This is a genomic window from Wolbachia endosymbiont (group B) of Ischnura elegans (genome assembly GCF_947251585.1).
In the GTDB taxonomy this organism is placed as follows: Bacteria; Pseudomonadota; Alphaproteobacteria; order Rickettsiales; family Anaplasmataceae; genus Wolbachia.
The window spans coordinates 1,279,280-1,292,362 of the sequence record NZ_OX366371.1 but is presented as its reverse complement, the minus strand read 5'-3'; the positions used below and the strand labels follow the sequence as shown (position 1 = coordinate 1,292,362).

Annotated in this window: 12 protein-coding genes and 1 pseudogene; 8 read left to right on the top strand and 5 right to left on the bottom strand. The window is 33.3% G+C overall.

The features are described from left to right. The first annotated feature begins 61 nt into the window (after window positions 1-61). The 8 genes from OPR58_RS06710 to OPR58_RS06675 all read left to right on the top strand — a co-directional run bounded on the left by OPR58_RS06710 (window position 62) and on the right by OPR58_RS06675 (window position 10,477). A complete protein-coding gene (locus OPR58_RS06710) occupies window positions 62-856 on the top strand; it encodes an SWIM zinc finger family protein (protein ID WP_265022299.1) in 795 nt (264 codons plus the stop codon). Between the two features lie 97 nt (window positions 857-953). Then, the gene (locus OPR58_RS06705) at window positions 954-3,599 is read left to right on the top strand and encodes a DEAD/DEAH box helicase (RefSeq protein WP_320109908.1); all 2,646 of its coding nucleotides are present in this window, start codon (window positions 954-956) and stop codon (window positions 3,597-3,599) included. Window positions 3,600-4,518: 919 nt separating this feature from the next. Then, window positions 4,519-4,647, top strand: coding sequence for a hypothetical protein (locus tag OPR58_RS06700; RefSeq protein ID WP_265022298.1), 129 nt, complete (start codon window positions 4,519-4,521; stop codon window positions 4,645-4,647). Window positions 4,648-5,373: 726 nt separating this feature from the next. Beyond that, complete coding sequence (gene tnpC, locus OPR58_RS06695) at window positions 5,374-6,717, top strand: IS66 family transposase (RefSeq protein ID WP_265022273.1); 1,344 nt, start codon at window positions 5,374-5,376, stop codon at window positions 6,715-6,717. Between the two features lie 972 nt (window positions 6,718-7,689). Beyond that, entirely contained in the window at window positions 7,690-8,769 is a 1,080-nt protein-coding gene (locus OPR58_RS06690; RefSeq protein ID WP_265022297.1) for a hypothetical protein, read from the top strand. A 110-nt stretch (window positions 8,770-8,879) separates the two neighbouring features. Then, window positions 8,880-9,068, top strand: a complete 189-nt coding sequence (locus OPR58_RS06685) for a hypothetical protein (RefSeq protein WP_038249248.1) — start codon at window positions 8,880-8,882, stop codon at window positions 9,066-9,068. Further along, window positions 9,062-9,439: a recombinase family protein gene (locus OPR58_RS06680; RefSeq protein ID WP_265022275.1), complete on the top strand. Its 378-nt coding sequence runs from the start codon at window positions 9,062-9,064 to the stop codon at window positions 9,437-9,439. Before OPR58_RS06685 ends, OPR58_RS06680 begins: the two co-directional genes overlap by 7 nt. A gap of 78 nt (window positions 9,440-9,517) precedes the next feature. Next, window positions 9,518-10,477 (top strand): IS5 family transposase, encoded by a 960-nt coding sequence (locus OPR58_RS06675; RefSeq protein WP_265022212.1) that lies wholly within the window; start codon window positions 9,518-9,520, stop codon window positions 10,475-10,477. A 12-nt stretch (window positions 10,478-10,489) separates the two neighbouring features. Here OPR58_RS06675 and OPR58_RS06670 read toward each other — a convergent pair whose 3' ends face one another. The 5 genes and pseudogenes from OPR58_RS06670 to OPR58_RS06650 all read right to left on the bottom strand — a co-directional run bounded on the left by OPR58_RS06670 (window position 10,490) and on the right by OPR58_RS06650 (window position 12,796). Continuing rightward, window positions 10,490-10,870 (bottom strand): recombinase family protein, encoded by a 381-nt coding sequence (locus OPR58_RS06670; protein ID WP_265022244.1) that lies wholly within the window; start codon window positions 10,868-10,870, stop codon window positions 10,490-10,492. Further along, window positions 10,864-11,052 (bottom strand): hypothetical protein, encoded by a 189-nt coding sequence (locus OPR58_RS06665; RefSeq protein ID WP_038249248.1) that lies wholly within the window; start codon window positions 11,050-11,052, stop codon window positions 10,864-10,866. Before OPR58_RS06665 ends, OPR58_RS06670 begins: the two co-directional genes overlap by 7 nt. A gap of 134 nt (window positions 11,053-11,186) precedes the next feature. Continuing rightward, window positions 11,187-11,387 (bottom strand): annotated as a pseudogene (locus OPR58_RS06660) (AAA family ATPase); the annotation flags it as partial. 23 nt (window positions 11,388-11,410) lie between these two features. Beyond that, complete coding sequence (locus OPR58_RS06655; protein WP_265022295.1) at window positions 11,411-12,220, bottom strand: ATP-binding protein; 810 nt, start codon at window positions 12,218-12,220, stop codon at window positions 11,411-11,413. A gap of 84 nt (window positions 12,221-12,304) precedes the next feature. Next, window positions 12,305-12,796 carry a sigma-70 RNA polymerase sigma factor region 4 domain-containing protein gene (locus tag OPR58_RS06650; RefSeq protein ID WP_265022294.1) on the bottom strand — a complete coding sequence of 164 codons (492 nt, stop codon included), beginning with the start codon at window positions 12,794-12,796 and terminating at the stop codon, window positions 12,305-12,307. Window positions 12,797-13,083 lie beyond the last annotated feature (287 nt).

Genomic DNA, 13,083 nt, shown 5'->3' with positions numbered 1-13,083 from the left:
TTGGCATTTTGTAGTGATTTATGTTAGATTACTTGAGTTTATTTAGGCTAAAATATATATAATGTCTATTTACGGGAGAACATGGTGGGGTAAGAAATGGCTTCAATCTTTCAGTGAAGTTGATTACGATAACCGCCTTTCACGTGGTAGAACTTATGCTAATACTGGTCGAGCTTTTGGTATTCAAATCAACGGCAATACAATTACAGCCAAAGTTAGTGGTTCAAGACCTCATCCATATAAAGTTAAAATAACACTCAATGAATTAAATTCATCAGCTATCCGTTGTATTATTGAAAATTCGCCCTCTATATTGCCTAAATTAATAAATAGACAATTACCAACACTTTTGTTTGATAAGCTTAACGACTCAGGTATTAAATTATTTCCTTCGAATTGGGAAGAAATGAACGCAAGTTGCAATTGTCCTGATTGGGCTATGCCTTGTAAACATATTGCTGCTGTAATTTATCTTATTGCTGCAGAAATTGATAAAAACCCTTTCGTAATTTTCAATATTCATAATTGTGACTTGTTGTCGCTGATTGATGATTTTGGAAATGGAAAATTAGAAAACATTCAAAGTATTCTAAAAATTAATGATCTATTTAAATCGTCTTCTAAAGTTAAAGTATATGAACAAGTAAACTTAAATGATATTGATCTATCGACTATTCCTAACCTTGCCAGCTGTATCGAAAATATCTTGACGAATAATCCACTCTTTTTTGAAAAAAAATTTTCACAGTATTCTGCAAACAGCTTACAAGCATTGGCAAAAATATCCTACGGGGAAATCAGATTATTTTTTCTACTCTTCCAAGAAAAAGCTATCGGAAGAAGAATTGTTTACTAGCAAATGGGGAAGTATTGAACACTGGCAAACATTTCAATTATTTATTAATGACCAATACCAAGTTATTCAAGTAAGCAATGGTATAGCTAATTCATTTATGCTCAGCGAAAGTGTTTCGAGGAATATAGCACAATTTTTAAACGATATTCCTATTTCATTACTGCATAAGCTTAATCCTGAGCTTCGCTTCATGCATATGATTTCACAGTTTGCACGTATGCTCATGGAAAAATCAGCACTAGTACCACAAATACTACAAAATAAAAGAGGAGAATTTATAATTAGGTGGATCCCTGCGTTGTTTAATGAATCAGTCAAAGAAATTCATAGAAAAATATCATCTATGTGTCCACCTCTACTAATTCAATATCAGAAAACTTCTATAGAGCCTGAAGAACAGGTTAATATTGCAATTTCTTTAATCCTTTTGGAATACATGGCAAATAATTTTCCTGCAGCACTTGATAAGTATAGAGAAAAGAATACCTTTCCTTCATCAATGGACAAGTATAGAGACAAGCACATCTTTGCATTATTTTTTACTGGATCAGCATACAAGTTTAGTGAGTTTAGCAACAGAGAAATACCTCAAGCAATTAATCTCTGGTTATCACGGCTTTATTTAACAGATAAACCATACAAACTTTACTTAATGGTAAAAGATTATTATGAAAGATTTGAGCTTGATATACAGGTATCTTTAGATGATGGAAAATCGATAATAAAGCTGAAAAAAGCATTGTCTAACTGCAGCACAAAACTGAGCATTTTATCTGATATGGGAATGCTGTCCGAATACATACCTGAGCTAGAAAGATCGATTGACGACAGCAGTAGATTACTGTTTAGCTTAGATGATTTTGCACCATTGTTTTTAAATATCTTGCCGGTGTTAAAAGCAATTGGCGTTACAGTTATCTTACCAAAATCACTGGAAAAAATCCTAAAGCCAAAGTTGAGTCTTAATTTATCTGCTAAAGGCAAAATTGAAGAAGATCGGAAAAGTTTCTTAACGCTTGAAAAATTATTGAAGTTTGATTGGAAAATAGCGATAGGTGATAAAGAGATAAGCATTACAGAATTTAAAAAGCTACTGAAAGATTCTCGTGGACTTATAAAGATTATAGACCAATATGTGCTTTTGGATGATAAGGAGGTAGAAGCTCTACTGAAAAAATTTGATAAATTACCTGAACACTTGAGTCAAGCAGAGCTGATGCAAGCTGCTTTAGGAGGTGAACTAGATGGAGCAAAGGTAGGACTTGATCAGCAGATTAAAAGCCTATTTGAAAAGCTTAACACTTATGTACCTGTTGATGTACCAAGTAACCTAACAGCACAGTTACGTCCATATCAAAAACGTGGATTTAGTTGGCTTGTGCAGAACATAGAGACGGGGTTTGGTAGTATAATTGCTGATGACATGGGTCTTGGCAAAACACTACAAGTTATTGCAGCCATTTTATACTGTAAGAATGCAGGATTTTTAGATGAAGATAAAGTCTTGATAGTAGCACCAACAAGCATATTAAGCAATTGGCAACGAGAGATGGAACGTTTTGCACCAGAATTAAAGCTTTTTATCTATCATGGACAAAATCGAGAATTGGCAAATGATTATGATGTAGCTCTCACATCCTATGGTCTTGCGCGTCGTGATAAAAAAGAGCTTAACAGAGTAGGATGGTTTTTGCTCGTGATTGATGAAGCCCAAAATATAAAGAATCCCCACAGTGAACAGAGCAAAGCTATAAAAGCTATTGCAGCAAAAAATAAAATAGCAATGAGTGGTACACCTGTTGAAAATAGGCTACTAGAATATTGGAGTATTTTTGATTTTACTGATAAATATTACCTTGGTACTCCTAAGGAATTTAAAACTCATTTTGCAACACCAATTGAAAAAGCGAGAGACAAAGTTTGTCTAGAAAGGTTCATGAAAGTTACTCATCCCTTTATGCTACGTAGGGTAAAAAGTGATAAAAGCATTATAGAGGATCTACCAGATAAAATTGAAAATAATCGTTATTGTTCTCTAACTCCAGAGCAAACAGCACTTTATCAAGAAGTAGTTAACACAACTATGAAAAAGATAGAAAAGAGTGAAGGAATTGAGCGTAAGGGTCTAATTCTTAAGCTTATCAATGCTTTAAAGCAAGTTTGTAACCATCCATCGCATTTTGGCAAGAAAAAGCGTGCAAGTATTGAACAGTCAGGAAAGATGCAGATGCTAGAAGAGATATTGATAGGAATTAGTGAGCTTGCAGAAAAATCATTGATATTTACTCAATACACTGAAATGGGTGAGATTATAGCTAGGCTACTTGAAGAAAAGTTTGAATCAAAAGTGCCATTTTTGCATGGAAGTTTATCCCGTAAAGCACGAGACAAAATGGTTAATGATTTTGAAAACTCATTTCGCTCAAATATTCTCATAGTATCTTTAAAAGCTGGTGGAACAGGGCTTAATTTAACAGCAGCAAACCATGTAATACATTACGATTTATGGTGGAATCCAGCAGTGGAAGCACAAGCAACAGATAGAGCGTACCGTATTGGACAAGAACGTAATGTTATGGTGTACAGGCTACTTTCAACAGGTACTTTTGAAGAGCGTATTGATGAGATGATTCAAAGCAAGAAAGAGTTAGCAATCTTAACTATAAGTAGCGGTGAAAGTTGGATTACAGAATTTAGCAATAATCAATTGAAAGATTTGATCAATATAAGAAATGCTGTATAAAAAACAAGTTCAGCTATCCACTTCTTATCTTAAAAATGTAAAAAAACAACATTTGGCCTGCTAACACATATCTTATCGCATTCGGACTATTATAAGAAAGGCTATACAGAGTATGAATCTGATTTTGATGAATTAATTAAAGCAGGTGAGAAAATAACTACAACAAAGACCAGCTTGTAGTTGAGTTATCTGTGTTTGACATCTTGTCTACCACCTTTTGTTTTAATTTCAAGGGGGGTGAAAAATTGTCCCCACCCTTTAGAAAGCCCTATCTGCCAATAAATAGTGAAAACATAAGTCTTTGTCTTCATTATACGCGATAAAATTGGAGACGTAAATAAATAAATTTAGATCTTTATCTCCATTTTAAGCAGTTTTCGAGCTCCATAGCTTATGTTTATGGCAGCAACTTCAAACTTTTTTTCTTTAACTTCACCTACAATTTGTTTATAGAGATTATCTAAAATATTTCCTTAAGAGTTTTAGATAAAAGTTGTTATATTTCTATAAGACCTCTAAAATAACCAGCTTTTATTGCACCGATTTAAAAGACTGTTCACTTCTTTGAAAAAATATTTTACAACAAATAAAAAACGTGATAGACTAAAGTAAGGCTTTTTTATAGCAAGTAAAAGTTTAAGGTAAGAAATAATTTAAAAATGACTCTTAACCGGGTTTTGAGCTACCTTACATGAGTAACTTAGGTTCTGATTGTACCAATTGTACCCTGAAGTCGTAGAATCTTTTTAAAACGCTATTATTAGCCATCTTGTCTTTTGTAAGCATTTATCTTTTTCAGGTTATCCAAAATGCAATAGTAGGTTTTTCATATTTTTGTCTCTATGTTGTATTTTTATTTAGGGCGATCTGATTCATTAAGTCTTTTGGAAATGGAAAAATAACGTCTTATAGGTATTAAATGGATAAAAATGCAGAATTTCAATGGTTTAAGTGTATTATATTTCTATTTCCTTATTTTGAAATTTTGCTGGAAATCACAAAACTCAGAACGGCTTTTTACTCCTTAAAACCTTGCTTTGAAGAATAGGCCACAGTAGTAGATTAGGCATTTACCATAAAAATGTTACCTTTAGCTATTTTTAAAGGCTATTAAAGTTTAGTGATACCTTTAATTATCTTACAATAACTTGGTTTATGTCTACTAATATCATGAAATGCAGATATCTCCTGGTCCACCTGTATGCATAAGTAGTTAGAGTAGGTTATAGGCGGCTTTAAAAAACCGGTTAGTTGCCACTTGAGTTTATTTTTTAAATGACTTTTATATTTCGGTTAAAAATTTAAATGGACGGTATATTAGCCTTTTTGAAAACTATTTCAGTTGAGCAGACGGCCACCGCGGAACTTCTCTTAAGGTTTATATTATAATAAACTTATTACAGTTCATGTTTTTTTGCTTAACTTGTTATTTAAAAGTTAAAAAAGTAATAAATTAAACACTTAAGCGCGTTAATAATATTTAGGTAGGTATTATGAAAGGTACATATCCTATATGTTCTATTATTATATATTATTATTTATTATATATATAATATATAAGGTTTTACCCGAAACTGAGCTACACTCAAAAACCAGCTATAATCCGTAACCGTTCACGCAATGGCGTCAACTTAAGAGCCTTCATTAGCAGACTCTCCTAAAGACATGATGGCGTTTAGGCTTATCAACTTTGTCCATTCACGGTATAAGAAAGTAGTTTACAAAAATTGCATAATTAGTATAAAAAACAATAAACTAGATAGATGAGGGGTTGATGATAGAGGTGCTACAAGAAAAGATTGTGGTATTGGAGTCAGAAGTTGGTACTCTGAAAGCAGAGAATGATAAGTTAAGGACAAAAATAATTGAGCTAGAGGATAAGCTGGGTTTAAATTCAAAAAATTCATCGCTGCCACCATCGCAAGATGTATATCGCAAAAAGACAAAAAAGAAGAGCGATAAAAAACCAGGCGGGCAGCCAGGACATGAAGCGCACAAGCGGGAATTGATGGTAGCAGATGAGGTGGTAAAATGTTCAATTGATACAATTTGCATGTGTGGAAGCCAAGTTATTTTAGAAGAAGAAACTGTGCATCAAAAGGTTGAATTGCCAAAAATTAAACCGATAGTGACTGAATATAGGCTACAAAAAGGCTACTGTAAGGCGTGTAAGAAAAGGATCTCAGCTAGTCTGCCTGAAGGTGTGACAAGGGATCTTTTAGGAGCTAATGCAAAAGCAGTAATTAGCAGTTTTAGTGGATTTTTTATCAATTCAAAAAGGGAAGTACAGCAAATTTTGAGCAGCATATTTAATCTGAATATAAGCCTAGGTTTGGTATCAAAGACCGAGGGTAGAGTATCAGAAAAATGTATATCTGAATACGAAAAAATAAGAGAAGAGCTACGGAAAAGCAAGTATTTACATATAGATGAAACAAGCCATAGGAACCAGGGAAAGAAAGGTTGGAGTTGGGTAGTAACGAATAAAACAGCAACACTTATGAAGTTAGTTGGATCTCGCGGAAAGAAGATATTAAAAGGGCTATTGCCAGAGTATGATGGAATAGTTATAAGCGATAGGTATGCTGCGTATAATTACTTTAATCGTGAAAACAGACAGATATGCTGGGCCCATTTAGCAAGGGACTTTGAAAGGTTTTTTTACAGTAAAAATGTTGAAGTGAGCAGAATTGGCGCAGCATTAAAATCGCTGAGCAACAGGGTATTTGTGGTAGATAGAGCACGTAAACAAAACCTGATAGACAATTTAAGATTTTTCCGGTTAATGAGGAAGATTCGAAAAAGGGTGAAACATTTTTTGCGAGAGATAACAAGGGTTGCAAAAGGAACTCAGGCCTTGAGAATGGCTGCCAATATACTACGTTCTGAAGATATGATGTGGAGATTCGTGCGCAATCCTGATCTGATCGAGACAACCAATAACCTTGCAGAACGTCAGGCTAGACGGTACGTCATTTATCGTAAAAATAGTTTTTTCACTTGGTCAGAACGTGGAGAAAAGTTCATTGAAAGAATGCTTTCGATATTTTTGACTGCACGTTTGAATGATCAGAATCCTGTCCAGAAACTACAGAATTTAGTCGCTATTCCTGCCTAATTGGGAATATTCCGTGAACGGTTACCTATAATCCTAGCTTTTAAAGCAATTAAGAAGTTTTTTTGAATTTCGAACTTAAATTACTCTTAACCCTTTAATATAGCCGGGTTTTTTCCTTTTTGAAGATTTCATTTTCCAATCTAAAATGGCTTAAACTGCCAAAAATCTATGTAATCTCGAATCTAAAGTACTTAATTCACAAATAATTATTATGAATAACTTTACTAATACAGCGTTTTGTGGCTACTTCCTATAGACGGAAAATCTCTCCCCTGAGTATATTGTAAACACGTTAAGCTCTATTAAAGTTTAATAGAAAAATCGTAATAAAAAAAATTTTAGAGCAATTAATATTTCAAACCACATTTACAGTATATATCTGTTATGGAGGAGAAGAAAAGTAGTAGATAGCCTATTTGGTTATTCTCATAAGCAAAGTATAGTATATTTTGCAACATAATGCAGATGCAACTTATAGGCGGCTTTTTTGTTTAAAGTTAAAATGAAATTAAATTTTGTAATTTTTTTGAGGAGTGTAAGTTGAGAGCAGAGTTAAATTTTCAATATCACCATTTACCTCTACAGAAGAGAACTTTTTTAGTGTTGCCTATATATTTTTGTAGTTTTTCGGACGAATTTGAAATTGAACGTATATATATACTACAGGGGCATATGAAAGATAAGAGAACGGAGTTGTGCAAAATTCTCTAAAAAGTGACCAGTTTTTGTAATTTTGTTGAACTTACTATAGTAAGACCTAGCAGCCTGGTCTTCTGAATTGTAAATATTTGGGGTAAATATGGACAGTGTCAACTTACGCTTGAAAAAAATTTCTCCACTCTTCCGGAAAAACCTATGAGAAATCCGGTATTACTATAGTAAAAGGTACAGAGACATCTCTCTACCCATTTATGACTGTATTTTAAATTACCAGCCTTTAAGAACATCATCATTAGCAGAAAAAAAGACATTTTGTCAACAAACATAGCTTATTTAACAGGAGAAAACAATATGCATGATAAGCAAGCTTTATTTGAAAGAGCAGCAGAAGTAAAAGTAGAACTACTCTCAAGAATAGAATCATCTTTATCCTACTTATTACCAAATGGTACTTTCCACGGCGGTAAGTTCTATGTTGGTAATATTAGGGGAGATAGGGGAAAAAGCCTAGTAGTAGAAATAAGAGGAGAAAAAGCTGGATTATGGGTTGATTTTGCCACGAGCGATGGTGGTGACATCTTTGATCTCTGGCGGGACGTTACTGGCAAGACGAAGTTTCTTGATATCATAGAAGATGTAGAAAAATGGCTTGGCTATTCAATACCTCAACGTGACAGAGAAATTTCAGAGCAATGCTGGGATTACTATGATGAAAATAATCAAGTAATAGTTAAAATATACCGTTATGATAACACTTTGGGAGAGAAACGTTACAGTTGTTTTGATACAAAAAAATCAACCAATACTGCACCGGACCCAAGACCTTTATATAATATTCCAGGTATAATTAAATCTGACGAAATTGTTTTTGTTGAAGGTGAAAAATGTGCTGAAAGTTTAATTAGTAAAGGCATAACAGCTACAACAATGATGTTTGGAGCAAATTCACCTGTAAATAAAACAGATTGGGCTCCGCTAAAAGGTAAACACATAACCATATGGCCAGACAACGATAATTCAGGTCAGAAATATGCTGAAAATGTTGCAAAGAAGCTTTTAAATATAGGCGTTGCATCGCTTTCTATTCTTAAAATTCCACAAGATAAACCAAAAGCTTGGGATGCTGCTGATTGTATTAAAGAAGGAGTAGACGTCAAAAGATTTTTAACCTCAACTGTTTCTCTCCCATATACAAAAAACGTTACTTCATTTCCTGTATTGCAGTACCTAAATGACAAATCACCAATGCCAGAAGACATAATTGCTCCTAGAGTTTTAACTCCTAGTGGTCTTTTAGTTTTTGCTGGCGCGCCTAAAGTGGGAAAAAGTGACTTTCTTATTTCTTGGCTTTTTCATATGGCATCTGGGACTCCGCCAACAATATTGCAATAAACCTGAAACTTGAGAAGACTATTTCTCGAAAGCTTCTACAAAAAGAACGGAGAGTTGAATTTATTTATAGAGCTAATGATCAAATAACCATATGTCTCGATGGATAATATATGGTAGAGCTCATGGGCAACAAGAAATTAATAGTGCGGATTAGTTGTAGTTATGAAGTAAATCGATTAGCAGAGTTGTATCTATTAGATGCATATGAAAAATTAGTGTTAAGTAAACCAATAAAAGCGAGCAAAAAGGAAGAAAACTCTGAATATAAGAAAGTAGATTTGAGGACGGTAAAATGGTAACAGTTAGTTTATATGCAAGAGTTTCTTCAGGGAGGCAAGCACAAGAAGATACAATAGCAAGCCAAATTGCTGCTATAGAGAATCAAATTAGTATGGATGGACATAAATTATTAAATGAATATAAATTTATTGATAATGGTTATAGTGGTTCTAACATAATCCGTCCTGGTTTGGAAAAATTACGTGATAAAATAGCAGAAGGTAACATTGATAAGGTTTATATTCATTCTCCTGATCGTTTATCTCGTAAGTATGCATATCAGATGATATTACTTGAAGAGTTTAAGAAATTAGGAGTGGAAGTCATTTTTTTAAATTATCAAATTAGCGATAATCCAGAATGGCTTTGTTGCATAGCTAGTGTTGGTTGAGGTTATTGTAAGGAGAAAAGCTTATGGTTACTAACGCATTTTGTTGTAAAATAGGCATTTTTCAAACAAGTATAACTTATGCCACAAAAAATGAGAGTAAGTAACCAAAGAGAATATAATGAGTTTCTAAAAAAAAGAGGAAATGTTTTTCATTTTGTTAATCAAGCCATAGAAAATTGGTATGAAAATAGTCCAAAAGTTGCAGGTGGCAATAACACTTATAGTGATAAAGTTGTAATTTTAATACACATAATAGTTCATCTTTTTAGAATTGGCTTGAGACAAGCTGTAGGTTTTGTAAAAGGTTATATGGTACAAATAGGCAAAAAACTTAAGATTATCAGCTATACACAAGCTTCCAGAAGATTTAAAAAGCTTAATTTGAAGATTGATGACCATAGAAGCAATAAAGATGATCTGGAAAATGTTGAAATTGCCGTAGATAGCACTAGAGTTAGTATCTACAATAATAACGGTGGGCATAGTAAGCTTAATATTCGAAAAAGAAAATACAGTGGTTATGGTCAAGTAAGAAAATTACATGTTATTTTAAACATAAATGATAAGAAAGCAATAAGCATGAACTACACTAGTGGTGTTGCTGTAGACTATTTGCCGGTCTGCGATATGTTAGAAGAAGTCAGTGATAAATATAACATTTGTTCTATTCGAGCAGATGCGGCTTATGATATAAAAAGTGTGTATAAAGAATGCAGAAAATACAATATTGTGCCTATTATTCGCCCTAGGAAGGATACTAAAATTTGTTTAGCTGACTACTTATCAGAAAGAAACAAGTATATTAGTAGAATTAGGTCATATGAGAATTATGAAGATGGTATTAATGAATGGAAGAAAAAAGTTAAGTATGGAGCACGGTCTTATATTGAAGTCTTTTTCTATAGGTTGAAGCAAATATTTGGGTTTGGCTTGAAAAATAAATCAGAGGTAAATCGTGAAAAAGAGCTGTTAATTAAGTGCTACTTACTGAACAAATTTACTGATATTGGTATGGCTAAATTTAAATTAGCTGCGTAAGTTCATTGTGATTTACATGCCTATCAGTGCTATGCAACAAAGCCATTCTGGATTATCGCTAATTTGATAATTTAAAAAAATGACTTCCACTCCTAATTTCTTAAACTCTTCAAGTAATATCATCTGATATGCATACTTACGAGATAAACGATCAGGAGAATGAATATAAACCTTATCAATGTTACCTTCTGCTATTTTATCACGTAATTTTTCCAAACCAGGACGGATTATGTTAGAACCACTATAACCATTATCAATAAATTTATATTCATTTAATAATTTATGTCCATCCATACTAATTTGATTCTCTATAGCAGCAATTTGGCTTGCTATTGTATCTTCTTGTGCTTGCCTCCCTGAAGAAACTCTTGCATATAAACTAACTGTTACCATTTTACCGTCCTCAAATCTACTTTCTTATATTCAGAGTTTTCTTCCTTTTTGCTCGCTTTTATTGGTTTACTTAACACTAATTTTTCATATGCATCTAATAGATACAACTCTGCTAATCGATTTACTTCATAACTACAACTAATCCGCACTATTAATTTCTTGTTGCCCATGAGCTCTACCATATATTATCCATCGAGACATATGGTTATTTGATCATTAGCTCTATAAATAAATTCAACTCTCCGTTCTTTTTGTAGAAGCTTTCGAGAAATAGTCTTCTCAAGTTTCAGGTTTATTGCAATATTGTTGGCGGAGTCCCAGCAGCCATGTAAACAAGCCAAGAGATCAAAAAGTCGCTTTTGCCAATCTTAGGAGGGCCACCCAGTACCAATAAGCCTCTTTTTGTTAAAATTCTTGGTGAGATTATATCTTCTGGTATTGGCGATTGATCATTCAAGTATTCTTTCACACTGAAAAAGGGAATTTTTTGACCGATATTGAAAAAGCTTTGTTCCATAATAATTATTCTCCAATTTTTAATTAAGCAATAGGAGCCAAAGTTTTGGCTTTAATTTTCGCAAGCAATTTACCAAGATGCGGTTCTTCAACCATATTCAGGCAGCCACTTCGATCTTTAGCTGGATATCCCCAAGAGTTAATAGTTTGACAGACAAATAAACGTTTCTCTGTACCATCATCTTTCTTGATTCCAACCATACTAATTACTTCATCAACAATACCTGGAATTTCACTAGCAGTTTTTGCTCCTTCACATTGAGGAAGCCAGGTTGAGCGATTGCAATCATCAAGATATTGGCCTAATGTGCCAACTATGATGATGTCTTTATTTCTGATATGTTGAAACTGATTGAGCCAAGCCATCATCTCTTGAGCAAGTAATCCATAGGCAGCTCTCATATCCTGTTTTCCTGATCTATCTGAAAAAGCTTCAGGTTGCATTTTTGCCCATAATAGACATAAACGTGAAGCAACGGTTATACTGTCCACAAAGATGCATCGGTATTTAGAAACTTCAGAAAGAAGATTTTTATACTTACCAGATACATGTTCATGGTGTCTTTGGCTGTATGCTTGATCAGACCTCAGCGCAGGATTAGGCCCACCAATAAGACAAGCAATGTCTCTAGCTTCATTCCAAGTGCGAATATTGATTGAATCTCCTTTCCAATCCTGAACAGCAAGAAGTCCTGCTTCAAAATCAAGGCAAAGTGTTGTTGCTTCATCAAGAGTTTTAAGTAAACTAGTTTTGCCAATTCCATAAGGACCAAAGATCACAATTTTCGTTCCTGTTTGCATCTTCAGTCGTTCATTTCTACTAATTATTTTCATTTTTCTCCTGGTTTAACTACCTAGATATATACACGGTGACCTAGGTAATTCGTCCGAAACTTATAAAAAAAGTTCGAGAAAATCTCATTTTAGAGATGAAAATTTATCCCGTATTTGCTTTAAAATGTTGTAGACAGTTGTTTTTGGTATACCTGTTGTTTTTGCAGCTTCAGTAATAGTAGAAACCTTAAGCAGCTCACATAGTTTTCTATGAGATTTCGGTAATTTTGAGATTATATTTTTTACGTCAATGTATACCATTATATCATCTTCAAGATATTTAGAATCTGGTATGTTATCATCAATACCAAAGTTAATCTGACGTTTAGTGCATAGTTGGTTACGCAAGAGGTTACGAGCACGACGTCTAGTTAAATTAGCAACAAAAGTATTAAAGCTACTTCTTGTTTTATCATACAGACTAAGGCAAGGCCAAACCTCACAAAAAAGTTCCAGCTCTATATCTTCAAGACTCTTATCAATAAAGCAGTTAGTATGATTAAGACAGCTAGCATAGTACTTTATATATTTAACAATTATTGGATCAACGCCTGAAAAAGAATTTTTAGATTTCATAAAAACCTCGAATAATCAAAGATTTATTACTAATTCTTCTTTCGAGACTCTGCAGAATTTAAATAAGAATAGTTTATCTATTATGAAAAATAGAATAAGACAATAATTATTTTATTAATAGATCAAATAAGACTTCTCTAAAATTAAATAAGACAGATGAAAATCGGATGAGAGAGAGTTTGATTTTCAGTGAATTGCTGAAATTTAAATATATTCACCTTGGTCTTCCCAATAACGAAATTTGATATAAGCTAGTTAGAAAGACTGGCTAATTTCCAAAAATCTTA